The sequence below is a fragment of the Pseudomonas spirodelae genome (assembly GCF_034653255.1).
GTDB lineage: Bacteria > Pseudomonadota > Gammaproteobacteria > Pseudomonadales > Pseudomonadaceae > Aquipseudomonas > Aquipseudomonas spirodelae.
In genome coordinates this window covers 56519-82798 of the sequence record NZ_JAYEET010000039.1, presented here as the reverse complement: position 1 = coordinate 82798, position 26280 = coordinate 56519, and the positions used below count along the sequence as shown (strand labels likewise).

The 26280-nt window shown below is 59.4% G+C and carries 17 protein-coding genes and 1 pseudogene; 9 read left to right on the top strand and 9 right to left on the bottom strand.

The window, feature by feature from the left end; all coding sequences use genetic code 11:
• Positions 1 to 86 precede the first annotated feature (86 nt).
• On the top strand, positions 87 to 3446 hold the full coding sequence (mscK, locus tag SOP97_RS12185; protein WP_274089082.1) for a mechanosensitive channel MscK: 3360 nt from the start codon (positions 87 to 89) through the stop codon (positions 3444 to 3446).
• 74 nt (positions 3447 to 3520) lie between these two features.
• Positions 3521 to 4981 (top strand): protein adenylyltransferase SelO, encoded by a 1461-nt coding sequence (selO, locus tag SOP97_RS12180; protein ID WP_322949330.1) that lies wholly within the window; start codon positions 3521 to 3523, stop codon positions 4979 to 4981.
• A gap of 61 nt (positions 4982 to 5042) precedes the next feature.
• Here the strand turns inward: selO and SOP97_RS12175 are convergent, their stop codons facing one another.
• Positions 5043 to 5738, bottom strand: coding sequence for an aspartate/glutamate racemase family protein (locus SOP97_RS12175; protein WP_274089080.1), 696 nt, complete (start codon positions 5736 to 5738; stop codon positions 5043 to 5045).
• 223 nt (positions 5739 to 5961) lie between these two features.
• On the opposite strand from SOP97_RS12175, the gene SOP97_RS12170 reads away from it, so the two are divergent.
• The 5 genes from SOP97_RS12170 to SOP97_RS12150 all read left to right on the top strand — a co-directional run bounded on the left by SOP97_RS12170 (position 5962) and on the right by SOP97_RS12150 (position 11107).
• On the top strand, positions 5962 to 7758 hold the full coding sequence (locus SOP97_RS12170) for an SLC13 family permease (protein WP_274089079.1): 1797 nt from the start codon (positions 5962 to 5964) through the stop codon (positions 7756 to 7758).
• Between the two features lie 121 nt (positions 7759 to 7879).
• On the top strand, positions 7880 to 9160 hold the full coding sequence (locus SOP97_RS12165; protein WP_274089078.1) for a bifunctional O-acetylhomoserine aminocarboxypropyltransferase/cysteine synthase: 1281 nt from the start codon (positions 7880 to 7882) through the stop codon (positions 9158 to 9160).
• Between the two features lie 70 nt (positions 9161 to 9230).
• Positions 9231 to 9665: a thioredoxin TrxC gene (trxC, locus tag SOP97_RS12160; RefSeq protein ID WP_274089077.1), complete on the top strand. Its 435-nt coding sequence runs from the start codon at positions 9231 to 9233 to the stop codon at positions 9663 to 9665.
• Between the two features lie 109 nt (positions 9666 to 9774).
• Positions 9775 to 10218, top strand: a complete 444-nt coding sequence (locus SOP97_RS12155; RefSeq protein ID WP_274089076.1) for a YiiD C-terminal domain-containing protein — start codon at positions 9775 to 9777, stop codon at positions 10216 to 10218.
• Positions 10219 to 10306: 88 nt separating this feature from the next.
• Positions 10307 to 11107, top strand: coding sequence for a universal stress protein (locus SOP97_RS12150; protein WP_274089075.1), 801 nt, complete (start codon positions 10307 to 10309; stop codon positions 11105 to 11107).
• 76 nt (positions 11108 to 11183) lie between these two features.
• On the opposite strand, the gene SOP97_RS12145 is transcribed toward SOP97_RS12150, so the two are convergent.
• Positions 11184 to 11954 carry a ParA family protein gene (locus SOP97_RS12145; RefSeq protein WP_274089074.1) on the bottom strand — a complete coding sequence of 257 codons (771 nt, stop codon included), beginning with the start codon at positions 11952 to 11954 and terminating at the stop codon, positions 11184 to 11186.
• 187 nt (positions 11955 to 12141) lie between these two features.
• On the opposite strand from SOP97_RS12145, the gene SOP97_RS12140 reads away from it, so the two are divergent.
• The gene (locus tag SOP97_RS12140; protein WP_322949329.1) at positions 12142 to 12570 is read left to right on the top strand and encodes a hypothetical protein; all 429 of its coding nucleotides are present in this window, start codon (positions 12142 to 12144) and stop codon (positions 12568 to 12570) included.
• A 48-nt stretch (positions 12571 to 12618) separates the two neighbouring features.
• On the opposite strand, the gene hemE is transcribed toward SOP97_RS12140, so the two are convergent.
• Positions 12619 to 13689, bottom strand: coding sequence for a uroporphyrinogen decarboxylase (hemE, locus tag SOP97_RS12135; RefSeq protein ID WP_322949328.1), 1071 nt, complete (start codon positions 13687 to 13689; stop codon positions 12619 to 12621).
• A gap of 293 nt (positions 13690 to 13982) precedes the next feature.
• On the opposite strand from hemE, the pseudogene SOP97_RS12130 reads away from it, so the two are divergent.
• Positions 13983 to 14744, top strand: a pseudogene (locus SOP97_RS12130) (COG4705 family protein).
• A gap of 105 nt (positions 14745 to 14849) precedes the next feature.
• On the opposite strand, the gene SOP97_RS12125 reads toward SOP97_RS12130, so the two are convergent.
• From SOP97_RS12125 to pilQ, 6 genes are all read right to left on the bottom strand, one after another.
• Positions 14850 to 16268: an FAD-dependent oxidoreductase gene (locus tag SOP97_RS12125; RefSeq protein WP_274089071.1), complete on the bottom strand. Its 1419-nt coding sequence runs from the start codon at positions 16266 to 16268 to the stop codon at positions 14850 to 14852.
• A gap of 34 nt (positions 16269 to 16302) precedes the next feature.
• A complete protein-coding gene (gltB, locus tag SOP97_RS12120; protein ID WP_322949327.1) occupies positions 16303 to 20751 on the bottom strand; it encodes a glutamate synthase large subunit in 4449 nt (1482 codons plus the stop codon).
• Positions 20752 to 20976: 225 nt separating this feature from the next.
• Positions 20977 to 22482, bottom strand: a complete 1506-nt coding sequence (locus tag SOP97_RS12115) for an AAA family ATPase (RefSeq protein ID WP_322949326.1) — start codon at positions 22480 to 22482, stop codon at positions 20977 to 20979.
• Between the two features lie 10 nt (positions 22483 to 22492).
• Positions 22493 to 23596 (bottom strand): 3-dehydroquinate synthase, encoded by a 1104-nt coding sequence (aroB, locus tag SOP97_RS12110; protein WP_274089068.1) that lies wholly within the window; start codon positions 23594 to 23596, stop codon positions 22493 to 22495.
• Between the two features lie 51 nt (positions 23597 to 23647).
• Positions 23648 to 24166: a shikimate kinase AroK gene (aroK, locus tag SOP97_RS12105; protein ID WP_322949325.1), complete on the bottom strand. Its 519-nt coding sequence runs from the start codon at positions 24164 to 24166 to the stop codon at positions 23648 to 23650.
• A 4-nt stretch (positions 24167 to 24170) separates the two neighbouring features.
• Positions 24171 to 26279: a type IV pilus secretin PilQ gene (gene pilQ / locus SOP97_RS12100; protein ID WP_322949324.1), complete on the bottom strand. Its 2109-nt coding sequence runs from the start codon at positions 26277 to 26279 to the stop codon at positions 24171 to 24173.
• Position 26280 lies beyond the last annotated feature (1 nt).

The following is a 26280-nucleotide window of genomic DNA, read 5'->3' as shown; positions in this document are numbered from 1 at the left end:
CCCACTAAAGGCCATTGCGTGCGGCCCAGGCAGTTAACCAGACGCCTGTTAAACTCAGCTTCTTTATCGAGCCAACGACTGCCACTATGCCCTCTCTGCGCACCTATCTAGCCGTTGCCCTGCTCGGGCTTTGCCTGAGCGTCCCCCAGTTGCACGCCGCTGAGCCACCGAGCAGCGCTGCCGTACAAAGCAGCCTCGACAGCCTGGCAGAGCGCAAGCTGCCGGAAGCCGAGCAGCAGGCCGTCAAGCAGACACTGGAGAAAACCCTGGCGCTGCTGGTCGAGACAGCCGACAGCGAACAGCGCCTGGCCGCCCTGGAAAAGCAGCTAGAGGATGCCCCACGGCAGATTAGCGAAGCCCAGCGCGATTACGAGCGGCTGAAAAACAGCCCCCCCACTCAGGTCAACCTGCGCTACGGCAAAAGCGCCCTGCCACAGCTTGAGCAGCTACTGGCCGAGCGCAACGCGCAACTCAACGAATGGCAAAAGCAGATCATCGAGGCCAATAGCCTGGTGATCACCGCGCAGACCCGCCCAGAGCGCGCCCAGGCGGAAATCAGCAGCAACCAGACCCGTAGCCTGGAGATCAACAACCTCCTGAAAAACGGCCGCGACGGCAGTAAACCGCTGAGCAATGAGCGCCGTGACCAGTTGAATGCCGAACTGGCCAAGCTCGACGCACAAACCCAGCTGCGGCGTCAGGAGCTGGCCGGCAATAGCCTGCTGCAGGACCTCGGCAATAGCCGCCGAACCTTGCTCGATGAACGGATCAAACGCCTCGAGCAAGAACTCCTCGACCTGCAGAACCTGATCAACGAAAAACGCCGCAACCTGTCTGAACAGGCGGTGGCCGAACAATCGCGCGAAGCCGAGAAAGCCGGCAGCGACACCCTGCTGGCGCGTGAAAGCGCAATGAATCTGAAGCTGTCCGACTACCTGCTGAACGCCACCGACCGCCTCAATGAACTGACCCGCCTCAACCTGCAGACCAAGCAGCAGCTCGACAGCCTGAGCCAGAGCGACCAAGCCCTGGCGGAACAAATCAGCGTACTGCAAGGCAGCCTGCTGCTCTCACGCATTCTCTATAAACAGCAGCAGGCCCTGCCAACGTTGCAGATCGACAGCAGCCTGCCAGACCAAATCGCTGACCTGCGCCTGTATCAGTTTGAGCTGAACCAGCAGCGCGAGGCCATCAACAACCCCAGCGTCTACGTCGACAAACTGCTCAGCAACCACACGGAAGATGCGAATACCCCGGCCTTGCGCACCGACCTGCTGGATATCATCAACACCCGCCGCGAGCTGATCGACCGCCTGAACCGCGAATTAAATACGCTGCTCAACGAGTCGATCACCCTGCAGCTCAACCAGAAACAGCTACAAACCACCGCCGAAACCCTGCGGGCCACCCTCGACGAGCAGATGTTCTGGATCCCCAGCAACAAGCCGCTGGACCTGGAATGGTTCAAGTCGGTGCCGCATTTGCTGGAGCGGCAGATTGCCGAACTGCCCTGGGGCGCTAATTTGCGTCAACTGGCGGCCGGCCTAACCGAGCGACCGCTGTTGTTCCTGCCGCTACTGCTGCTGATTACCGTGTTGCTGTGGCGCCGCAGCTACCTGTACCGCAAGCTCGGCGAACTGCACCAGGACATTGGCCACTTCAAGCGTGACAGCCAGCTGCATACGCCCATGGCGATCATGCTTAACGTGCTACTGGCATTACCCGGCACCTTGCTCCTGGCGCTCTGCGGCTTCGCCCTGCAAATGGATGCCCGCGGGCAGAACGCCAACCTGGGCGAGGCGCTGTTCCAGATGGCTCAGGCCTGGCTGGTGTTCTATACCGTCTACCGCATCCTTGCCGATGGCGGCGTGGCCGAGTTGCACTTCCGCTGGGGGCACGCGCAGGTGGCCTTCCTGCACAAGCAAGTGCGCCGTTTGGGCTTGGTGGTGATGGCCTTGGTCGCCGTCGTCACAGTGGCTAAACACCAGCCCGCCGGCCTTGGCGATGACGTCATCGGCCTGACCGTGGTGCTGAGTTGCTACGCCCTGATGGTCTGGTTGCTGTACAAAACCCTGCTCACCGGCCCGGCCCGCGAGCATGGCTCGGCGTTTCGCCTGCTTATCGGTATCGCCCTCAGTCTGCTGCCCCTGGCGCTGATCATTGCGGTCGGGTTTGGTTACTACTACACCGCGCTGAAACTCAGTGACCGCCTGATCACCACCCTGTACCTGCTGATGATCTGGCTGATCATCGAAGCCACCTTTATCCGCGGTTTGTCTGTGGCGGCACGACGCCTGGCTTACCAACGCGCCCTGAGCAAGCGCCAGGCACAAAGCAGCAAAGAGGGCGGTGAAGGCACGGATATCGTCATTGAAGAGCCGACACTGGATATTGAGCAGGTCAATCAACAATCGCTGCGGCTGATTCGCCTGTCCCTACTCGGCGCCTTTATCTTCAGCCTGTATTGGGTGTGGGCGGATCTGATCTCAGTATTTGCCTACCTGGATAACATCGCACTGTATGAGTACAGCAGCGGTACCGGCGATGCCGCCGTGCTGGTGCCCATCAGCCTCAGCGATGTACTCGGCGCGCTGATCATTATTGGCATCACATTGGCCCTGGGGCGCAACTTACCCGGCCTGCTTGAGGTGCTGGTGCTGTCGCGGCTCAAACTGGCCCAAGGCAGCGCCTACGCCACCACCACGCTGCTGTCCTACGCCATTTTCGGCATCGGCTTTGTCATCACCCTGTCGACCCTCGGGGTCAGTTGGGACAAGTTGCAATGGTTGGTCGCCGCCCTGTCGGTGGGCCTGGGCTTCGGCCTGCAGGAAATCTTCGCCAACTTTATCTCCGGCCTGATCATCCTGTTCGAGCGGCCGGTTCGCATTGGCGACGTGGTGACGATCGGCAACCTGTCCGGCACGGTCAGTAAAATCCGTATTCGCGCCACCACCATCACCGATTTCGACCGCAAAGAAATCATCGTGCCGAACAAAACCTTCGTCACCGACCAACTGATCAACTGGTCGCTGAACGACACCGTCACCCGCGTCATTGTGAAAATCGGCCTGGCCTACGAGTCGGACCTGGCCCTGGCGCGCAAGCTGATGATGCAAGCCGCGATAGAGAACCCACGGGTACTGCGCGACCCGGAGCCCTTGCTGTTCTTCCTGACGATCAGCGCCAGCACCTTCGACTACGAGCTGCGCTTCCATGTCCGTGAGCTGGGCGACCGCAACGCCGCCACCGACGAAATCCTCACGCGCATCGCCCTGAGCTTCCGCGAACATAACGTCGAGATGGCATTCAATCAGGTCGATGTGTTGATCAAAAACCTGCAGGGCCATGAGCTCAATCTGAGCAGCGGAGAACTGATACAAGCCGGGGTCGCGGCTACGGCTAAGCAACAACAGTCGCCGCCCGAGCCGCCTCTAGATCCGCAGTAAATCAGTTACTCGCCCGCACATGCGGGCCAGCCCCTCACCACCGCCGGGCCGCTGTGCCTGGCTGGAGCCTGAACGTGAAGTCGCTCATCGAGTTGCAATTCGACAACCGTTTCGCCCGCCTTGGCGACGCCTTTTCTAGCCACGTATTGCCCGAGCCGATTGCCGAGCCGCGCTTAGTGGTGGCCAGCACAGCGGCGATGGCGTTGCTCGACCTCGACCCGAGCGAGGCCGAGAGTGCCGTATTTGCGCAGATTTTCAGCGGGCACAAGCTCTGGAGTACGGCCGAGCCACGGGCCATGGTTTATTCCGGGCATCAGTTCGGCGGTTACAACCCGCGCCTGGGCGATGGCCGCGGCCTGCTGCTGGGCGAGGTGCTCAACGAAGCCGGCGAGTACTGGGACCTGCACCTCAAAGGCGCCGGGCAAACCCCCTACTCACGCATGGGCGATGGCCGCGCGGTACTGCGCTCCTCGATCCGTGAATTTCTCGCCAGCGAGCACCTGCACGCCCTTGGTATTCCGTCCTCGCGGGCGCTGTGCGTGACCGGCTCCAGCACCCCGGTGTGGCGCGAGAAGCAAGAAAGCGCGGCGATGGTGCTGCGCCTGGCGCCCAGCCATGTGCGCTTCGGCCACTTCGAATACTTCTATTACACCCAGCAGCACGACCAGCTGAAGCAACTGGCCGAGCATGTGTTGCACAGCCACTACGCCGAGTGCCTACAAGACGCGCAGCCCTATCTGGCGATGCTCCGCGAGATCATCGAGCGTAACGCCACGATGATCGCCTACTGGCAGGCGTACGGTTTCTGTCACGGGGTGATGAACACCGACAACATGTCGATCCTCGGCATCACCTTCGACTACGGTCCCTATGCCTTCCTCGACGATTTCGACGCCCAGCACATCTGCAACCATTCGGATGACACCGGGCGCTACAGCTTCAGCAATCAGGTGCCCATCGCCCAATGGAACCTCGCTGCCCTCGGTCAAGCGCTGGTGCCACTGGTCGAGGTCGATGCCCTGCGCGAAAGCCTCGGCCTGTTCCTGCCGCTGTATCAGGCGCACTACCTCGATCTGATGCGTAAACGCCTAGGCCTACTGAGCGCCGATGAGGGCGATGAAGCCCGGGTGCAGCGCTTGCTGCAACTGATGCAAAGCAGCGCGGTGGACTACACCAACTTCTTCCGCGAGCTCGGCGACAGCCCAGCGGCCGAGGCTGTGGCGCGCCTGCGTGATGACTTTACCGACCTCGCCGGCTTCGACACCTGGGCCGCCGACTACCTAATACGCAGCGCTCAGGACGGCGCTGACCAGGTGCAGCGCCAGGCGCGCATGCAGGCGGTCAACCCCAAATACATCCTGCGCAACTACTTAGCGCAGCAGGCGATCGAAGCCGCCGAGCAGGGCGATTATGCCCCGGTGCGCGAACTGCATCAGGTGCTGTCACAGCCCTTCGACGAGCAGCCGGGCTTCGAGCGCTACGCCCAGCGTCCACCGGAGTGGGGTAAGCACCTGGAAATCAGCTGTTCCTCGTAGCCAGCCGTGGGAGGGGCTTTAGCCGCGACAATCGCCGCTAAAGCGCCTCCCACAGGATTTCCTACACCCCCAACATCCACTCCAGCCCCATCGCCACATGCAACTCGGCGCTGTCGAGCAACGGCAGCGGTGCGTCCACGCCCTCCAGTAACAAACCAATTTCGGTGCAACCAAGAATCGCCACCTCGGCGCCCTGCTCTTTCAGCGTGCGCAAGCAATCCAAGTAGAAGTCGCGCGCCGGCGCGAGGAACTGGCCCTGACACAGCTCGGCAAAGATCACCCGGTCGACTTCCTCCATGTGCACAGGCTCAGGGGTGATCACCTCAATCGCAAAACGCTCGGCCAACCGCTGACGGTAGAAGGCCTCCTGCATAGTAAAACGCGTCCCAAGCAAGGCAGCGCGCTTGATCCCTTGACGCTGCAAGGCCTGACCAACCGCATCGCCGATATGCAGCAACGGGATATCGATCGCGGCCTCCAGCGCCGGCGCGACCTTGTGCATGGTATTGGTGGCGAGCAGCAAAGCGGTCGCCCCAGCCTGCTGCAAGCCCTGTGCGGCCCTGGCCAAAAGCTCGCCGGCGGCCTGCCAGTCGCCACGTTGCTGCAGCTCGGCCACTTCAGCGAAGTCCACGGAATGCAGCAACAGCGGCGCCGAGTGCAGGCCGCCCAACTGCTCGCGCACGCCCTGATTGAGCAAACGGTAATAACTGGCCGTAGATTCCCAGCTCATGCCGCCCAAGATGCCTAACTGACGCATAGCGATCCCCTTCCGACAAAGCCTTGAGCCTAATTCGCCCAGGCGCCGCCGCACAGGCACAGTGGCCAGCAGAGCGGTCCGTACAGCCTTATCTGTTAAATCGAAAAGGCATATAAACCTTCCCAAACATTCTTAGACTCTCTAAGCAGCAACCCTTATCTTCTGCGCCTTGCGCCGCCATAGCCCCCATAGGTCGGCACGCCGATAGCTCAAAAGGACGTTCATGTTCTGGGATTCACTACCGCTGCCCCTGCTGTTTGTTGGCGCCCTGTTGGTTTGGGTGCTGTACGCGTTTGTACGCGAGAAGTGGAGCCCGGATATAGTCGCCGCCATTGCCGTGGCCGCGCTGCTGATTACCCAGCTGCTGACCCCAACCGAAGTGCTCAGCGTACTGAGCAACTCGGCCCCGGTGACCATCGCCTGTATGTTTGTGCTGTCCGCCGCTTTAGAGCGCACCGGCTGTATCGACGCCCTCGGCAACTGGCTGGGCGATCTGGTCGGCACCAGCCCGATCCGCGTGCTCACCGGTCTGACGATTACCGCCCTGGTCATTTCGGCCTTTCTGAATAACACCCCGGTGGTGGCCATTCTCACCCCGGTGGCGATCTCCCTGGCCCGGCGTGCCGGCACCCTGCCGTCGAAACTGCTGATTCCGCTGTCCTACGCGACCATCCTTGGCGGCACGCTGACCATGATCGGCACCTCGACCAATATTCTGGTCGATGGGGTGGCGCGCAAGGCGGGCCTGGAGCCCTTCGGCATGTTCGAAATTACCGGCGCCGGGCTGATCCTCGCCGCCGCCGGTATGGCTTATCTGCTGACCATTGGCCGGCACTTGTTGCCCGACCGCGAAACCCTGTCCAAGCAGCTGCGCCCGGATCTTGCGCGCACCTTTATGACCGAACTGCTGGTGCCGCACGACTCCCCGGTGATCGGCAAAACCCTGCACGAAGCCCATCTCAACGGTGGCAGCGGCCTGCAGGTGCTGAAAATTTTCCGCGACGAGCAGGAGCTCACCGAGCCCGCCCACGACACCCTGCTGCTGGCCGGCGATCAGTTGGTGCTGCACGGCCAGGTCAAGGATGTGGTCGAGCTGCGCGAAAGCGGCCACCTGATCTTCAACCGCAGCGATGCCTTTGAAACCATCAGCAGCCACGATGTGATCCTCGCCGAGGCCATCGTCGGACGTAACTCGCGCTACAGCCACCGGCCCATGCGCGACCTAGACCTCACCGCGCGCTATGGCATCGCCGTGCTCGCCGTGCACCGCCAGGACGAGAACATCCAGGGCAACCTGGATGACTTCGAGTTGCAGTTCGGCGACGTGATGCTGGTCGAAGGCACGCCGACGCAAATCAAACGCTTTGCCGACAACGGCGAGCTGATCAGCCTTAACGCCGTGCAGGAGCGCGCATTCCGCCGCGACAAAGCGCCGATTGCGATCATCGCCACCCTGGCGGTAATGCTGCTGGCGGCCTTTGGCGTGATGCCCATCGAAGGCCTGGCGATCATCGGCGCGGTGACCGTGCTGGCGACCCGCTGCCTGGATGTGGAAGACGCCTACAAAGCGGTGGACTGGAAGATCCTCAGCCTGATCTTCGGCATGCTGGCCATCAGCATCGCCATGGACAAAGTCGGCCTGGTCAAACTGCTGGTGGAAAGCGTGATGGGCTGGCTGCCCTGGGCCGGGCCGCTGCTGATGCTGTCGCTGATTTACTTGCTGACCTCGATCCTCACCGAGATGCTCTCGAACAACGCCGTCGCGGTACTGGTCACGCCGATTGCCATCGGCCTGGCTCAGCACCTGGGGGTGGATCCGCGCGCCTTTGTGGTCGCCGTGATGTTTGCCGCCAGCGCCAGCTTTGCCACCCCCATCGGCTATCAAACCAATACCTTCGTATACAACGCCGGCGGCTATCGCTTCACCGACTTTATGAAGGTCGGCATACCGCTCAACCTGTTGCTGTGGGCGGTTGCCAGTGTGGTGATCCCCTGGTTCTGGCCACTGGTACCGGTCTAAGCACGCGCTCGGCACCGGCCTCGGCCCGCACACTTTGCGCTGAATGCGCCGGTGCATTGACCAGGCGGTGCTGCTTTGGCCATGCTGCGTACCTTGCCATCTGCCCCGAAGGAACGTGCGTATGAAATTGGAAACCCTGGCCATCCACGCCGGCTACAGCCCTGACCCGACCACCAAGGCGGTGGCCGTGCCGATCTACCAGACCAGCTCCTTTGCCTTCGACGACACCCAGCACGGGGCCGATCTGTTCGACCTGAAGGTCGCCGGCAATATCTATTCACGAATCATGAACCCGACCAACGCCGTGCTCGAAGAGCGCGTCGCCGCGCTGGAAGGTGGCGTCGGTGCACTGGCTGTGGCCTCGGGTATGGCCGCGATCACCTACGCCATCCAGACTGTGGCCGAAGCCGGTGACAACATCGTCTCGGTGGCCAAGCTGTACGGCGGCACCTACAACCTGCTGGCCCACACCCTGCCGCGCTTTGGCATCCAGACGCGCTTCGCCGCGCACGACGACATCGCCGCCCTGGAAGCGCTGATCGACGACAAGACCAAGGCGGTATTCTGCGAATCCATCGGCAACCCGGCGGGCAATATCGTTGACCTGCAAGCACTGGCTGACGCCGCACACCGCCATGGCGTGCCGCTGATCGTCGACAACACGGTGGCCACGCCGATGCTCTGCCGGCCGTTTGAACACGGCGCCGACATCGTCGTGCACTCACTGACCAAATACATCGGCGGCCACGGCACCAGCATCGGCGGCATTGTCGTCGACTCCGGCAAATTCCCCTGGGCTGACAATAAACAGCGCTTTGCCCTGCTCAATACGCCGGACCCGTCCTACCACGGCGTGACCTACACCGAAGCCTTCGGGCCTGCCGCCTTTATCGGCCGCTGCCGCGTGGTGCCACTGCGCAATACCGGTGCGGCGCTGTCGCCGTTCAACGCCTTTTTGATCCTGCAAGGTTTGGAGACGCTCGCGCTGCGCATGGAGCGCCACTGCGAGAACGCGCTGAAGGTCGCCCATTACCTGCAAAACCACCCGCAGGTGGCTTGGGTCAAATATGCCGGCCTGCCGGATCATCCCGAGCATGCCTTGGCGCAGAAATATTGCGCAGGCAAGCCTGCGTCGATCCTGTCGTTCGGCATTGTCGGCGGTCAGGAAGCCGGGGCGCGCTTTATCGACGCGCTCCAGCTGGTGGTGCGCCTGGTGAATATCGGCGATGCTAAATCGCTCGCCTGCCACCCGGCCTCGACCACCCATCGCCAACTGAATGACGAAGAGCTGGAACGCGCCGGTGTACCGCGCGACATGGTGCGCCTATCGATTGGCATCGAACACAGCGATGACATTCTCGCCGACCTCAGCCAGGCGTTGCAGGCCGCACAAATCGTTTAAGGCACACCCGCGCACTTGATATCGGCGTCAGCGACTCCAGATTAGGACTATCCCGCGTCTGGAGTCGCCCATGTCCAATCCCCTGCTGATCCCCTGCCCGCACTGCAATGGCCTCAACCGTATTCCCTCTGAACGCCTGGGCGATGCGCCGCGCTGTGGCCGCTGCAAGGCTGAAGTGCTGCCGAGCACGCCCTTCGAGCTGAGTCAGGCCAGCTTCGCCGCGCAGAACAAAGGCGATTTACCCTTGCTGATTGACGTCTGGGCCAGCTGGTGCGGCCCATGCCGCAGTTTCGCGCCAATTTTTACCCAGGCCGCCAGCCAATTGCAGGGCCGCTGTCGCCTGGCAAAACTGGACAGCGAAGCCAACCCGCAACTGTCCACCGAGATGGGCATTCGCTCGATCCCGAGCCTGATCCTGCTTAAGGGCGGCGTGGAAATCGCCCGCCAGAGTGGCGCACTGCCATTGCCACAACTGCTCGGCTGGCTACGTCAGCACGGCATCTGAGCTGCGGCGCTGAGCGATTCAGTCAATGCCGCGATGCCAGCGCGGTCATTACCCTGCTCTTAAGCACGCATTAGGCTGGCTGCACACTCACAACCTGTGGAGCCAAGCCATGCCGATGCCCCTTGAACTGGTGCGCCAGCTCACCGAAGAACAGATCGCCTTTGTTCAGCGCAGCGGCCTCAAGGCCGAAGTCCTTGAGCCTGGCTGGGTGCGCCTGCGGATGCCTCTAGAGGGCAACCAGAACCATATCGGCAGCATGTATGCCGGCGCGCTGTTCACCCTGGCGGAGATTCCCGGCGGCGCGTTATTTCTCACCAGCTTCGATACCCAGCATTTTTATCCCATCATCAAGGAGATGAACCTGCGCTTTCGCCGCCCCGCTACCGGCGCGATTCGGGTCGAGGCACGCCTTAGCGCCGAGGAAATCCAGCGCCTGCAAAACCAGGCAACAGACCAAGGCAAGGCTGAATACCTTTTAGAGTTGCAGCTAACCGACGACAGTGGTGAAGTAGTGGTCGAGAGTCGTGGCCTGTACCAATTGCGTAGACGCTGACGCATGACCTTGCCCTAGGTCAAAAGTCCAGCTATGACTCGAGGTCACAATAAATGTGCCGACATGCATCGGCAGGAGAGTGCCGACCATGCCCAGTCATATCCTCATTGCTCACGACCTGCGCGATACCGCTGATATGGCGCTGTGCCGCGCCGCGCAACTGGCCAAACAGTTCAACGCCAAACTGACCCTGCTGCATGTGCTCGACCCGAGCAAAAGCAGCCAGGAGCATGACCAGGCCAAACAGGCTCTGGATCGCAGCCTCACCACCTATGCACCGGCTGGCACGCAACTGCTGATCCGCAGTGGCAGCAAGCCCTCGGACACCGTGCTGCAGCAGCTCAATGAACTGGGTTGCGACCTGCTGGTCCTCGGCGCCCATCACCAGCGCCACGATTTCTTCTCCGGCACTAGCCTCGACCGCATCGCCCGCAACTGTCCCGTGCCGTTGCTGTTGGTCGCACGCAATGATTCCAGCCCGTATAAACGCGCTCTGGCGGCCATCGACTTCTCGCTCTGCGCCTGCAGCGCGCTCGGCCAGGCCTATCGGCTGCTGCCCGAAACCGCTGAGCTGCATGCCTTGCACGTGTTTGAGCCTGACAAGGGCACAGCCAAGCAGGTTGAGGCGCAACTGGACACGCAGAAAGCCCTGATCAACCAGTTGCTGGAAGATGAAGCGCAAAACCTGCCAGACAAGGGCCCGACGCTGACTCATTCAGTAGAACAAGGCGGCATTCTGCGCTGCCTGCAAGCTCACCTGAAAAGTACCGATAGCGAACTACTGGTGCTCGGCAGCCACGGCCGCAGCGCACTGTCGCAAGCCCTGCTCGGCAGCCTGGCGCAGCACTTCCTGCACAAGGCACCCTGCGATATCTACGTGGTGCGGTAGGGTGAGTTTGCTGCGCAGAAGCGTAACCCACCAATAAAAAAGCTGCCTAGGCAGCTTTTTTATTGGTGGGTTACGATCAGCGGGCATTGAGCAGGTCATGCAACTCGACAAACTGCTGGGTCAGCTTGTGGTTGCGATCCAGATAAACCAGCGGCATGCAGGCCTGGTGCGACTCGCGCATCTTCACCGAACTCATCAGATTTACCGGCAACACCGGTAAGCCCTCGGCGACCAACTCATCGAGCAGTTGCTGCGGCAAGGTCGCGCGCGGCTGGAATTGGTTGACCACGATACCTTCAACCTCAAGCCCTTCATTATGGTCTTCCTTAAGCTCTTCAATTTCCCGCAATAAGCCATACAGCGCCTGACGCGAGAAGCTGTCGCAGTCAAAGGGAATCAGCACCCGGTCGGCCGCGATCAACGCCGAAACGGTGTAAAAATTCAGTGCGGGCGGGGTATCCAGGTAGATGCGTTCGTAATCCTCACCCAGCTCATCGAGCAATTTGCGCAGCTTGTTGATCTTGTGTTTCTGCTCAAGCTTGGGCTGCAGGTCAGCCAGCTCAGCGGTGGCGGTGACCACATGCAGGTTGTCGAACGGCGTTTCGTAGATATCAACCCGGCCTTTCTTGCCGAAGGGCGCGGACGACAGGGTGTTCTTGAAGAACTCGGCGATCCCCATAGGAATCTCATCGCCGGTCAAGCCGGTGAGGTAATGCGTCGAGTTGGCCTGTGCGTCCAGGTCGATCAACAGCGTGCGATAGCCCTGGGAAGCGCTGACTGCGGCCAGGTTGCAGGCAATGCTGGACTTACCCACACCGCCCTTCTGATTGAAAATTACGCGCCGCATGAAGTACCTCCCTGAGCCCCAAAATGGTCTTGGATTCTATGCAAAAAACCTGCGGATAAGCGAAAAACTCTGCAAAACGAATCGCGCATACGCAGGCTCAACAATAAAGGCAAAACGCCACCACACCATGCTAAGCTCCGCCGCCGCTTTTGCGTGGCCGGATTACCAACAAAAACATGGAGTTAGCATGAGCATCAATCGTATTTTTGCAGCAGCCAGCGTAATCGTATTTTGCACGGGATGTGCATCGGGTCTTAATTCGCATCAGGAAGCTGAGCTCAAGTATTTTGAAGCGCGCGGCCAGGCCGTCGAAGAAAAGAATCCCGGGCTAGGAGCCGCTTTAGGTCTTTTGCCAGGCGGGGGCTCCTTCTATGGCCGCGAATACGGCTTAGGCGTCGTGAACTTGCTTTTCTGGCCACTTTCGATTCTTTGGGACCCTGTCAGCGGACATGACGCCTCCCAATCAATCAACTATCAAGCGACAAAAGCACACCTTCACAGTCAGCATGAACGTGAGCTAGATGGCCTAGATGAGCAACTCCAAACAGGCCAGATCGACATTACTCAATACACGCTGAGCAAGCGTAAAGTCGATCAGAAATACCGTTACAACTGATTAAGCGCTGCACAATGAACAAGGGCCGCAAATGCGGCCCTTGTTCATTTACGAAGTGTGGTATTGCGCCGACAGCTCATGCACCGCTTCGAAGAACGCACCGGCATGCGCCGGGTCGACTTCCGGGGTGATGCCATGGCCGAGGTTGAACACCTGACCGCTGCCATGGCCGTACGACGCCAAGATGCGCCGGACTTCGGCGCGAATCGCCGCCGGGTTGGCGTACAGCACGCTCGGGTCCATGTTGCCCTGCAAGGCCACCTTGTCGCCGACGCGGGCGCGGGCGCTGCCGATGTCACAGGTCCAGTCCAGGCCCAGGGCTTCAGCACCTGTCTCGGCCATGGACTCCAGCCACAGGCCGCCGCCTTTGGTGAACAGGATTACCGGCACGCGACGACCGTCGTGTTCGCGGATCAAACCGTCGACGATCTTCTGCATATAGGCCAGGGAAAACTCCTGATAGGCCGCTGCCGACAGCGAACCACCCCAGGAATCGAAAATTTGCACCGCTTGCGCACCGGCCTTGATCTGGCCGTTAAGGTAGGCGGTAACCGACTGTGCCAGCTTGTCGAGCAACGCATGCATGGCCTGCGGGTTGTCGTAGAGCATGGCCTTGGACTTGCGGAAGTCCTTCGAGGAGCCGCCTTCGACCATGTAAGTGGCCAGGGTCCAGGGGCTGCCAGAGAAGCCGATCAACGGCACGCGGCCATTCAGCTCACGGCGAATGGTGCGCACGGCGTCCATCACATAGCCCAGATCTTGCTCGGGATCAGGGATCGGCAGCGCTTCGATATCAGCCATGGAGCTGATGACTTTGTTGAAACGCGGGCCTTCACCGGTTTCGAAATACAGGCCTTGGCCCATGGCGTCGGGAATGGTCAGGATGTCGGAGAAGAGAATCGCCGCGTCCAGCTGCGGGTAACGGTCCAGCGGCTGCAGCGTGACCTCGCAGGCCAACTCGGGGTTCTTCATCAGTTTGACGAAATTACCCGCCTTGGCGCGGGTGGCGCGGTACTCGGGCAGGTAACGACCGGCCTGACGCATCATCCACACTGGGGTGACGTCGACAGGTTGCTTGAGCAGGGCACGAAGGAAACGGTCGTTCTTCAAGACGGTCATGGTGGCATCCGACAAAAGTGTGAGCACCTTGCACGATCAACACGCCGCTATACGAGGCCGTTCACCGCCCATAGGCAAAAAGATGCGCCATTGTCGCAAAGCACATAACAAAAGGCACGGCGGCTACCGTGCCTTTTATCTATTGCGACGATTTGCCTCGCCGGGGCCCGGCGAAATAGCCCAAGAGACGCTTTAAATAACGAATCGCTGATGAGTTCTTAACGTCTTTTCACACCCGCGCCTCTACTTTTGCAACCGTCTTCCCCTCCTCTCTTGCCTGACGGATTGCGCCGATGAACAAACTGCCTGCCATCACCCTGAGCTTCTGGGTGATGAAGATTTGTGCCACCACCCTGGGCGAAACCGCCGGGGATTTACTGTCCATGACGCTGGATGTCGGCTATGCCATAAGTTCACTGATTCTTATCAGCCTGTTTCTTCTCACCCTAGTCGGCCAGCTACGGGCGCGCAGTTACAACCCAGCGCTCTACTGGACAGTGATTCTGGCCACCAGCACCGCCGGCACCACCATCTCCGACTTTATGGATCGCACCCTGGGTCTGGGCTACGCCACCGGTTCGGCGTTACTGGTGACCTTGTTGATTGCGGTTTTCGCGATGTGGTACCTGAGCGAAAAATCCCTGTCGGTCGAGCATATTGAGAGCCGCCGAGGTGAGCTGTTCTATTGAATGGCGATTCTGTTTTCCAACACCCTGGGCACCGCACTGGGTGATTACCTGGCCGACGACTCGGGCCTGGGCTTTGCTGGTGGCGCCCTGTTGATCGGCAGCCTGATCGCCGCAGTGGTGGCGGCTAAGTACGTGACGCGCATCTCGCACGTGGTGTTGTTTTGGCTGGCGTTCGTGCTGACCCGGCCATTCGGCGCGACCCTGGGCGACTTCCTCAGCAAACCACTGGATCACGGCGGCCTGGGCTTCGGCACGGTGGGGTCGTCCGCCGCGTTGGCCATCACCCTGGTCGTACTGGTGGCTGGCGCGGTATGGAGCACCCGCCGCGAGCGCGCCGTAGGTTTTAGCGCCGCGCCCAGCAACTAAATCGGCGCAACAGCCCGCGACTTACGCGCCAGTGTCATGGCAAGCAGAAACGACAAAGCCAGCCCTAAGGCTGGCTTTGTTTATTGCAACCTCACTGCTCGGTAATTAGACGCCGAGGTAGTCGAGGATGCCTTCTGCGGCGTTGCGGCCTTCGAAGATCGCCGTCACCACCAGGTCAGAACCGCGAACCATATCGCCACCGGCGAAGATCTTCGGGTTGCTGGTCTGGTGCTTGAACTGGCTCTGCTCCGGCGCCACCACACGGCCTTGGCTGTCGGTGTCGATGGTGAAATCGCTGAACCAGGCGGCCGGGCTTGGACGGAAACCGAAGGCGATCAGCACGGCTTCCGCCGGGATGATTTCCTCGGAGCCCGGAATCGGCTCGGGGCTGCGACGGCCACGGGCATCCGGCTCGCCGAGACGGGTCTCGACCACCTTCACGCCTTCGACCTTGTCTTCACCCACAATGGCGATGGGCTGACGGTTAAAGAGGAACTTCACGCCCTCTTCTTTGGCGTTCTTCACTTCCTTGCGCGAGCCCGGCATGTTTTCTTCGTCGCGGCGATAGGCGCAGGTCACCGACTTGGCACCCTGGCGAATCGAGGTGCGGTTGCAGTCCATCGCCGTGTCACCACCGCCGAGTACGACGATGCGCTTGCCCTTCATGTCGATAAAGTCTTCCGGCGACTTCTCGAAACCGAGGTTGCGGTTGACGTTGGCGATCAGGAAGTCCAGCGCGTCATGCACACCCGGCAGGTCTTCACCAGGGAAGCCGCCCTTCATGTAGGTGTAGGTGCCCATGCCCATGAACACGGCATCGTACTCATCCAGCAGCTGCTGCATGCTGATGTCTTTGCCGATTTCGGTGTTCAGACGGAACTCGACACCCATGCCGGTAAAGACTTCGCGGCGATGGCTGAGGACGGTCTTTTCCAGCTTGAACTCGGGGATGCCGAAGGTCAGCAGGCCGCCGATTTCTGGGTTCTTGTCGAACACCACCGGCGTCACACCGTTGCGCACCAGAACATCGGCGCAGCCCAGGCCGGCGGGGCCGGAACCGATCACTGCCACACGCTTGCCGGTCGGCACAACGCCGGACATGTCCGGACGCCAGCCCATGGCGAAAGCCGTGTCGGTGATGTACTTCTCCACCGAACCGATAGTCACCGCGCCGAAGCCGTCGTTGAGGGTACAAGCACCCTCGCACAGACGGTCCTGCGGACACACCCGACCGCAGACTTCCGGCAGGGTGTTGGTCTGGTGGCTCAGTTCGGCAGCCGCGAGGATGTTGCCCTCGGACACCAGCTTCAGCCAGTTGGGAATGAAGTTGTGCACCGGGCACTTCCACTCGCAATACGGGTTGCCGCAGCCCAGGCAGCGATGCGCCTGGTCTGCCGCATGCGCCGGCTTAAAGTTGTCGTAGATCTCGACGAACTCTTTCTTACGCTGACGCAACAGTTTCTTCTTCGGGTCTTTGCGCCCGACTTCGATGAACTGGAAGTCGTTATTCAGACGTTCAGTCATTGCAATACCTCATCAAACCACTTCAGGCGCATTCTTATTGCGGGTTGGCACGGGTGCTGGAGAGCAACGACTTCAGGCTTGCCGCCTTCGGCTTGACCAGCCAGAACTTGCGCAGGTAGTCGTCCAGGTTTTCCAGCAAGTTGATGCCCCACTCGCTCGATGTTTCTTGCACATACTCCGTCAGCACCTGCTGCAGGTGAGTGCGGTAGGCTTCCATCGCCTCGTTACTGATCCGCTGAATCTCCACCAGCTCGTGGTTCACCCGGTCGTAGAAGCTGTTGTCTTGGTCAAGCACATAGGCGAAACCACCGGTCATACCCGAACCGAAGTTGTAGCCGGTCTTGCCCAGCACGCAGACAAAGCCGCCGGTCATGTATTCGCAGCAGTGGTCACCGGTGCCTTCAACAACGGTGTGCGCACCGGAGTTACGCACGGCGAAACGCTCGCCTGCAGTACCGGCCGCAAACAGCTTGCCGCCAGTGGCGCCGTACAGGCAGGTGTTGCCGATAATGGCGCTGTCCTGGGTCTTGAACGGGCTGCCTTGCGGCGGGGTGATCACCAGTTTGCCGCCAGTCATGCCCTTGCCGACGTAGTCGTTGGCATCGCCTTCCAGATAGAGGTTCAGACCACCGGCGTTCCATACACCGAAGCTCTGGCCCGCAGTGCCCTTGAAGCGGAAGGTGATCGGCGCTTTAGCCATGCCCTGGTTGCCGTGTACGCGGGCGATTTCCCCAGATACGCGGGCACCAATGGAACGGTCGCAGTTGCAGATGTCCAGATCGAACTCGGCGCCGCTCGCGGCATCAATCGCCGGCTTAGCCATCTCAACCATCTTCTCGGCCAGCAGGCCTTCGTCGAAGGGTGGGTTGCGGTCAACCAGGCAGAACTGTGGCTTGTCCGCTGGAATGTGATCGCTACCCAGCAGCGGCGTGAGGTCCAGATGCTGCTGCTTGTCGGTTTCACCCGGCAGCATGTCGAGCAGATCGGTACGCCCGATCAGCTCTTCCAGGCTGCGCACACCGAGCTTGGCCAGCCACTCGCGGGTTTCTTCGGCGACGTAGGTGAAGAAGTTCATCACCATTTCGACGGTGCCGATGAAGTGATCCTTGCGCAGCTTGTCGTTCTGCGTCGCAACGCCGGTGGCGCAGTTGTTCAGGTGACAGATGCGCAGGTACTTACAACCCAGAGCAATCATCGGCGCAGTACCGAAACCGAAGCTCTCGGCGCCAAGGATGGCGGCTTTGATCACGTCGAGGCCGGTTTTCAGGCCGCCGTCGGTCTGTACCCGCACCTTGCCGCGCAGGTCGTTGCCACGCAGCGTCTGGTGGGTTTCGGCCAGGCCGAGTTCCCACGGCGCACCGGCGTACTTGATCGAGGTCAGCGGCGAAGCGCCTGTGCCGCCGTCATAACCGGAGATGGTGATCAGGTCAGCGTAGGCCTTGGCCACACCGGCGGCGATAGTGCCGACACCGGCTTCCGCTACCAGCTTGACCGACACCAGCGCCTGCGGATTGACCTGCTTGAGGTCATAGATCAGCTGCGCCAGGTCTTCAATGGAATAGATATCGTGGTGCGGCGGCGGCGAAATCAGGGTCACACCCGGCACCGCGTAACGCAGCTTGGCGATGAGGCCGTTGACCTTGCCACCCGGAAGCTGACCACCCTCGCCAGGCTTGGCGCCCTGGGCCACTTTGATCTGCAGCACTTCAGCGTTGACCAGGTATTCCGGCGTGACGCCGAAACGACCAGTGGCCACTTGCTTGATTTTCGAGCTGCGCACGGTGCCGTAACGGGCTGGGTCTTCACCGCCCTCACCGGAGTTGGAACGCGCACCCAGGCGGTTCATCGCTTCGGCAATGGCTTCGTGGGCTTCCGGCGACAGCGCGCCCAGAGAAATACCGGCGGAGTCGAAGCGCTTGAGAATCTCACCCAGCGGCTCAACCTGCTCCAGCGGCAACGGCTGGTCGGCCAGCTTCAGTTGCAGCAAGTCGCGCAGCATCGACACCGGACGGGTATCCACCAGCGTGGTGTATTCCTTGAACTTCTCGTAGCTGCCCTGCTGCACAGCAGCCTGCAGGGTGTTCACCACATCCGGGTTGTAGGCGTGGTACTCGCCACCGTAGACGAACTTGAGCAAACCACCTTGCTGGATCGACTTGCGCGCATTCCACGCTTCAACCGCCAGCAACTTCTGCTCGGCTTCGATATCGACAAAGCGCGCGCCCTTGATGCGGCTGGCCACACCACGGAAGCACAGCTCGGTGACGTCATCAGCCAGGCCGACCGCCTCAAACAGCTGCGCGCCGCGGTACGAGGCAACCGTGGAGATGCCCATCTTCGAGAGGATCTTCAGCAGGCCTTTGGAGATGCCTTTGCGGTAATACTTGAAGACTTCATACAGATCGCCCAGCACTTCGCCGGTGCGAATCAGATCACCCAACACTTCGTAGGCGAGGAACGGGTAGACCGCTGACGCGCCGAAGCCGAGCAGCACCGCGTAGTGGTGCGGGTCGCGAGCAGTGGCGGTCTCGACCAGGATGTTGCAATCGCAACGCAAACCTTTCTCGGTCAAGCGGTGGTGAATCGCACCGGTAACCAGGGAGGCGTGAGCCGGCAATTTGCCCGGCGCGATATGGCGATCAGACAGGACCAGCAGCACCTTACCGGCGCGCACGGCTTCTTCAGCCTGATCGGCCATGTTGCGCACAGCGGCTTCCAGGCCCATCGACTCGTCGTAGTTCATGTCGATCAAATGGCGCTCAAAGCCCGGACGATCCAGGTTCATCAACGCGCGCCACTTGGCCGGCGAGATCACCGGGCTGCTGAGAATCACCCGTGCGGCGTGCTCGGGCGACTCTTCGAAGATATTGCGCTCGGCACCGAGGCAGATCTCCAGCGACATGACGATGGCTTCACGCAGCGGGTCGATCGGCGGGTTGGTAACCTGCGCGAACTGCTGACGGAAGTAGTCGTACGGCGAACGCACACGCTGGCTGAGCACTGCCATCGGCGTGTCATCACCCATCGAACCGACTGCTTCCTGGCCTTGCTCACCCAGCGGGCGCAGCACCTGATCACGCTCCTCAAAGGTGACCTGGTACATCTTCATGTACTGCTTGAGCTGGTTCTGGTCGTAGAACGCCGAGCCGTGGTCACGGTCTTCCAGGGTCGCGCGAATGCGCTGAGCGCTTTTGCGCATCCACTGTTTGTAGGGGTGGCGCGACTTCAAGCGGTTGTCGATGTCATCGCTACCGAGAATCTGCCCGGTTTCAGTGTCCACCGCGAGGATCTGCCCCGGACCAACGCGGCCTTTGGCCAGCACGTCTTCCGGCTGGTAGTTCCACACGCCGATTTCTGAGGCCAGGGTGATGTAGCCATTCTTGGTGGTGACCCAGCGTGCCGGGCGCAGACCGTTACGGTCGAGCAGGCAGACCGCATGACGACCGTCGGTGAGTACTACACCGGCCGGCCCATCCCAAGGCTCCATGTGCATGGAGTTGTATTCGTAGAACGCACGCAGGTCGGCGTCCATGGTCTCGACGTTCTGCCAGGCTGGCGGAATAAGCATGCGCACGCCGCGGAACAGGTCGATACCACCGGTGACCATCAGTTCGAGCATGTTGTCCATGCTCGAAGAGTCGGAACCGACGCGGTTAACCAGCGGGCCGAGATCGTCCAGATCAAAGATCTGATCGTTGGCGAACTTCAGGCGGCGCGCCTGCGCCCAGTTGCGGTTACCGGTGATGGTGTTGATTTCACCGTTGTGCGCGAGAAAGCGGAACGGCTGAGCCAGCGGCCACTTCGGCAGGGTATTGGTCGAGAAGCGCTGGTGGAATACGCAAATGGCGGTCTGCAGACGCTCGTCACCCAGATCCGGGTAAAACTGCTGCAGATCGGCCGGCATCATCAGGCCTTTGTAGATGATGGTCTTGTGCGAAAAGCTGCAGATGTAGTGATCGCTATCCGCGGCGTTGGCCACCGACGAACGACGACGGGCACTGAACAGCTTGATCGCAAATTCCTGGTCAGACAGGCCTTCGCCACCGATAAACACCTGCTCGATCTGCGGCAGGCGCTCAAGGGCAAGCCGCCCGAGCACGCTGGTATCGATCGGCACTTTGCGCCAGCCAACCAGGCTCAGGCCGGCCGCGAGAATCTCGCGATTCATGTTCTCGCGTGCAGCCTCGGCTTTCACCGGGTCTTGGTTGAGGAACACCATACCGACGGCGTACTGCTTGGGCAGTTCGGCGGCAAAATGCTGCTTGGCCATGGCCCGCAGGAAAGCATCAGGCTTCTGGATCAGCAGACCGCAACCGTCACCGGTTTTACCGTCGGCATTGATGCCGCCACGGTGGGTCATGCATGTCAGGGCTTCAATCGCGGTCTGCAGCAGGTGATGGCTAGCCTCACCCTGCATGTGGGCGATTAGGCCGAAGCCGCAGTTATCCTTGAACTCATCAGGACGGTACAAACCTGCTTTCATAGGGACTCTCACCAGACGGCCTTTTGCAAGGCAATTACTTTCTAATTCAATAACTTACCGTGCGCGCAGGGCAAAGCACCAGCTTTGCGCAGGCGAAAGGGCAGCCATTGTACATATCCACTCAGGCCGCCACAAACCCAGCTGGCGAAAATATGAAAGCTTATGTCGCTAAAGCGAAGGATAAGACTGCAAGGTCGTGCTATCGACCAGCGGGTCAGCTCTATATCAACGCGCCTGAGCAATCTCCTGCTGGATGCCGGCGAAGTTGCGCGGCCACGGCTTACCCGCCTGAACCTTGGCCGGCAAAGCGCGCAAGGCCGCCTGCGCCGCGTCTCGGCTACTGAAGCTGCCATAGGTCACCACATAAAGCGGCTTACCCTGATGCTGCTTCTTGAAATAGTGGTAATCCGCACCATTGGCTTTTACAAACGCTTGAGCAGCGCTTTCCGAACGAGCGCCGAGTATCTGCAAGGTAAAACGCGAGCCCGCCTGAGTGGCATACCATCCACCAGCGGCAACCGGCTTGATGATTGCAGGCGCTGCAGGTGGCGCCACTGGCGGAGCAGCCTTCGCCACTTCAGCAACCACAGGCGCAACCGCAACGCTCGCCACTTCTACAGGCGCAGGCTCCATTGCAATGCTCGCAGTATCCGAAACGCCCTCGGCCTCTTCCGCACCACTCAAGCCTGCAGCTTGCGCTAAAGGCTCACGAATAACAGGCTGCGCCTCGCCCACCAGAGGCAGCGGCAATGGCTGACTTGCGCCCTCGAACTGGATCGCAGGTGCAACCGCATCAGTCGCAGCCGGCGCAACCACCGCAGGAGGTGCCGCCTCACCGAGGGGCAACTGCGCAATGGTCGGCGCCGCAACATCTTTATCGACCCGCCCCTGCATAAACCAAGCAGCCAGAACCCCAATAGCAACCACACAGAGAGCAAGCAGATGCTTGCGCGGCAAGCTGAAAGAAAACCCACCGCGGCTTGCGGCACTGCGCTGCGCCAGCATTGCCTCAACCAACGATTCCCGCGCGACTTGATTGATTAACCCTGGCCAACCTTCAGACTGCGCGTAAATCTCAGCGACCTGATCGTCACTGAGCACTTCAATGCCCTGCGCCGCCCCTTCAAGGCGCTGAGCCAGATACTCACGCGTTTCGTCCTCGCTGTAAGGTTGCAACTCAATGACATGAAAACACTCTTCGCCTTCAGCCAACGGCTCAAGACGCGACAACAGCTGAGTCTCGGCAAACAAAAACACATGCGGACGCCCCTCTGCGCTACCCGCAGCGAGGCTTAAAAGAGTGCTAAGCGCAGCATCGCTAAGCTCCTCAGCATCATCAACCAGTACGTAAACTTCTTGCCCAGTTAGCGCCAACTGCCCAACCTGGGCAAGAATGGCTGACAACTCCGGACGCTGAACCTGAATACCCTGCGCGACCTGACGCAAAATGCTTGCGGGGTCAGACGCGCCCTTAGCAGACACCACCACACTCTGCACCGTCTGCTTGTTGGCGCTCGCGACCAGCGCCTGGCGCAGCAGCGTTTTACCGCTGCCCTCCGGACCGCTAACCACCAACAACAACTGGCTGTAGCGTGCTAGATGGTGCAACTGCCCCAGCACAGGCTTACGCTGCGCCGGAAAGAACTTAAACCCCGGAACCCGCGAAGCAAAGGGATCGTGAGTGAACTGGTAATGGTCGAGAAACGCCTCGTCAGCATGCAAACTTGTCATGGGGTACTCGTTATTTTTTAAGCTGAGCCAGCTGCGCCGCATAGTCTGCATTCAGCGTGGCATTCAAAATTTCGCGGGGGAAATCACCCGTCACAGTCGCCTGCCCCAAGCCGCGCAATAGGACCAACCGCAACTTGCCATCAAGCACCTTCTTGTCGACCGCCATATGCGCCATAAAGTCCTCAGGAGTCATATCCTCAGGCGGAACAACCGGCAAGCCCGCAGCGATAAACAAGCGAACGGCACGCTCACGTTCGGCCTGTGTAATCCAGCCCAGGCGCTCGGACATATCCAGCGCCATCACTGTACCCGCCGCAACCGCCTCACCATGCAGCCAGACACCATACCCCTGGTGCGTCTCAATGGCATGACCAAAGGTATGCCCCAGATTCAATGTCGCACGCACCCCAGACTCACGCTCATCAGCCGCCACAACGCGCGCTTTTGCAGCGCACGAATGGGCAATCGCCGTAGTCAGCGCCGCCTGATCAAGGGCACGCAGGTCAGGCATATGCACCTCCAGCCAGGACAAGAATGATTCGTCGCAGATCAAGCCGTACTTGATCACCTCAGCTAATCCCGCAGACAGCTCGCGAGCAGGCAAGGTGGTCAGGGTATTGGTGTCGATCAACACCGCTTGAGGCTGGTAGAAAGCTCCCACCATATTTTTGCCCAGCGGATGGTTAATGCCGGTTTTACCTCCCACGGATGAGTCGACCTGCGATAACAGCGTGGTGGGCACTTGGATAAAGTTAACGCCGCGCTGGTAGCAAGCAGCCGCAAACCCCGCCATATCGCCAATTACACCGCCACCCAAGGCAATTACCGTAGTACCTCGATCATGCCGCGCGCCCAGCAAGCCATCAAAAATTAGCTGCAGGGTTTCCCAAGTTTTATAGCTTTCACCATCGGGCAAAACCACCGTGGCAATCACGCGATCGGCGAGCGAACGCTCAAGTGCAGCCAGATACAAAGGAGCAACGGTCTCATTCGTGACTATCGCAACTTGCCGACCAATGATGTGCGCTGCCAGCAAATCACCACGAGCCAACATCTCAGCCCCGATATAGATCGGGTAGCTGCGTTCACCAAGATCGACATGAAGAGTCTGCATAAAGCCCCCAAGCTATAAAGGGACCTAGAATAGCGCAGTTCAGCCTGCGCTTTAACGGGGAGAAAGCGCCTCGAGACGCTCAAGGATCTCTTGCACCACCAGCCGCGGCGGACGCTCGTCAGTTTCGACCACCACGTCGGCAATTTCGCGGTAAAGCGGATCACGCAGCTCGAACAGTTCAGCCAATATTTTGCCGGGATCTGCAGAGCGCAGTAGAGGGCGATTACGGTCACGCGAGGTACGATCTATCTGCTGCTCAACAGAGGCATGCAGATAAACCACATGGCCACCCCGCCTCAAAGCAACACGATTTTCGGCGCGCATTACCGCCCCACCACCCGTTGCCAAGACCATACCCTCTACATCACAAAGCGCTTCGATTACCGCCTGCTCACGCTCACGAAAACCCTGCTCACCTTCCACGTCAAAAATCCACGGAATATCCGCACCCGTACGCTGCTCAATCTCTTTATCAGAGTCCTTGAACGGCAAGCGCAGCTCTTTAGCAAGCAAACGCCCGATGGTGCTTTTACCAGCACCCATCGGGCCTACGAGTATCAAATTACGCACTAGATCAACGACTCACCGCAATAGCTTGGTTGTTCATGATGCGCGGGGTGAGGAACACCAAGAGTTCAGACTTATTGTCCTGAACAATATCGCGACGAAACAGACGCCCCAAGTAAGGTAGATCACCGAGGAAGGGAACCTTCTCAACAGCCTTAGTTTGGGTATTTGAGAACACCCCTCCGAGGACAATTGTCTCACCGTCACTCACGAGAACCTTGGCGTTAACTTCGTTCTTATTAATCGGCGGAACACCATTCAAGCTCCGAGCAAAGTCAGCGGCATCTTTAGTAACCTTCACCTCCATGATAATACGATTATCAGGAGTGATTTGTGGAGTAACTTCAAGGGATAAAGCGGCTTCTTTAAAGGAAGTGGTAGTAGCACCACTGGAGCTTGCCTCTTGATAAGGAATCTCGGACCCCTTGAGGATCTTCGCTGTTTCTTTATCAGAGGTTACAACCTTTGGCTGGGAAATAATTTCACCGTTACCGGTTTTCTCCATCGCAGACAGCTGAAGATCCAAAACAACATTATCGGTCAAAAAGCCAATACCAATACCAGAGGTACTCCCCAACACCCCCATATCTACAAATGGAACAGGTGCCAAGCCATCTTGAAGGGTTACCTCCCCAACTTCATTTGTACCAGGTAAAAGTCGCTGCCCACCATCATTAAACGATTGAGCACCATCCTTACCATACAAGCTCCAGTTTCCGCGCGAAGTGGCTCCACCCCAACGCACACCCAGGGCCTTATCATAATCAACATTGGCCTCAACAATCCGCGCCTCGATCATGACTTGGCGCACAGCCACATCAAGCTGCGCAATAATACGACGCAACTCATCAAGTCGCTCTTGAGTTTGGTAGGCGATAATACTGTTGGTCCGATCATCAACAGTCACCGAACCACGATCAGCCACAGCACCATCCGCACTGGTCACGGACTGGAAAAGCTGAGCCATATCAGAGGCTTTGGCGTAGTTCACTTGGATAAGCTCACGACGTAAAGGTGCAAGGTCTGCAACCTGCTTCTTTGATTCAAGCTCTTGACGCTCACGCGCGGCTATCTCGTCAGCCGGCGCAACCAGTAAGACATTACCTACTTTGCGCTTATCCAGACCTTTAGTCTTGAGCACTAGGTCGAGAGCCTGATCCCACGGTACGTTTTGCAGACGCAAGGTAATGTTCCCTGCAACCGTATCACTGGCAACCAAATTCAAATCAGTAAAGTCTGCAATCAGCTGCAAAACAGAACGAACATCGATATCTTGGAAGTTAAGCGAAAGCTTTTCACCCGTGTAAGAGAAGCTATCAGCTTTACGCTGCTCAGCTTGTTCTTGGGTCAACGGCTTCACACTGATAGTGAGTTTATTATCGGCCTGGTAAGCCAAGTAGTCATAAACGCCCGACGGCTCAATCAGAATGCTTGCCTTATTGGCGGTGCCTGTCGCACTGACAAACTGAACAGGTGTCGCAAAATCCTTCACATCAAGTTTGACCCTGAGCGACTCAGGTAACTGCGTGCCGGCAAAATCCAAGCGAATTTTTCCGCCTTGGTCTTGTATGTCAGGACTGACAGAAGCGTCGGACAGCGTAATAACAACATTACCCTCACCTAATTCTCCGCGCTGAAAGTCAATATTGCTAATCGCGTTTGACTGAGGGACATATTTTTTAGCCGTCGCAACTGGCGCAGAAGGCGCGGACTGAACGTTAGCCGCAGTATTAGCGCCCCCCTCTCCAACCACCACAAAAATGCTGCTCCCCTCTGAACGGGTGCTATATGGAGAAAGGTTGGTCAGGTTTATGATCAGGCGCGTGCGGTCTTTCGCCTCAACAACGGTGACACTGCGCGCATTACCTACACCTAGCTCTCTGGTCTTTGCTCCGAGCTTGTTAGAAACCCCCGGCAAATCAAGCGCAATACGCGCTGGCTGCTCGATGGTATAACCTCGCGGAGCGAGCACAGGCTCGTCAAATGTTAACTTTAATTCGACGCGATCTCCGGGCAACGCAGAAACATCAAGCGTCTGTAGGTCAGCAGCCATTAAGGATGGCGAAAAAAGTGCCGCCAGGAGTGAAAGCCCTAAAAAAGAGGGGGATATGTTCATG

What these genes read in the sequence shown, in the direction of transcription:
- SOP97_RS12115 (WP_322949326.1), bottom strand. Translation starts at nt 22,482, where the DNA reads ATGACAAGTTTGCATGCTGACGAGGCGTTTCTCGACCATTACCAGTTC.
- SOP97_RS12165 (WP_274089078.1), top strand. Translation starts at nt 7,880, where the DNA reads ATGAAATTGGAAACCCTGGCCATCCACGCCGGCTACAGCCCTGACCCG.
- trxC (WP_274089077.1), top strand. Translation starts at nt 9,231, where the DNA reads ATGTCCAATCCCCTGCTGATCCCCTGCCCGCACTGCAATGGCCTCAAC.
- mscK (WP_274089082.1), top strand. Translation starts at nt 87, where the DNA reads ATGCCCTCTCTGCGCACCTATCTAGCCGTTGCCCTGCTCGGGCTTTGC.
- pilQ (WP_322949324.1), bottom strand. Translation starts at nt 26,279, where the DNA reads ATGAACATATCCCCCTCTTTTTTAGGGCTTTCACTCCTGGCGGCACTT.
- aroB (WP_274089068.1), bottom strand. Translation starts at nt 23,596, where the DNA reads ATGCAGACTCTTCATGTCGATCTTGGTGAACGCAGCTACCCGATCTAT.
- SOP97_RS12175 (WP_274089080.1), bottom strand. Translation starts at nt 5,738, where the DNA reads ATGCGTCAGTTAGGCATCTTGGGCGGCATGAGCTGGGAATCTACGGCC.
- gltB (WP_322949327.1), bottom strand. Translation starts at nt 20,751, where the DNA reads ATGAAAGCAGGTTTGTACCGTCCTGATGAGTTCAAGGATAACTGCGGC.
- SOP97_RS12155 (WP_274089076.1), top strand. Translation starts at nt 9,775, where the DNA reads ATGCCGATGCCCCTTGAACTGGTGCGCCAGCTCACCGAAGAACAGATC.
- SOP97_RS12145 (WP_274089074.1), bottom strand. Translation starts at nt 11,954, where the DNA reads ATGCGGCGCGTAATTTTCAATCAGAAGGGCGGTGTGGGTAAGTCCAGC.
- SOP97_RS12125 (WP_274089071.1), bottom strand. Translation starts at nt 16,268, where the DNA reads ATGACTGAACGTCTGAATAACGACTTCCAGTTCATCGAAGTCGGGCGC.
- SOP97_RS12170 (WP_274089079.1), top strand. Translation starts at nt 5,962, where the DNA reads ATGTTCTGGGATTCACTACCGCTGCCCCTGCTGTTTGTTGGCGCCCTG.
- hemE (WP_322949328.1), bottom strand. Translation starts at nt 13,689, where the DNA reads ATGACCGTCTTGAAGAACGACCGTTTCCTTCGTGCCCTGCTCAAGCAA.
- SOP97_RS12140 (WP_322949329.1), top strand. Translation starts at nt 12,142, where the DNA reads ATGAGCATCAATCGTATTTTTGCAGCAGCCAGCGTAATCGTATTTTGC.
- SOP97_RS12150 (WP_274089075.1), top strand. Translation starts at nt 10,307, where the DNA reads ATGCCCAGTCATATCCTCATTGCTCACGACCTGCGCGATACCGCTGAT.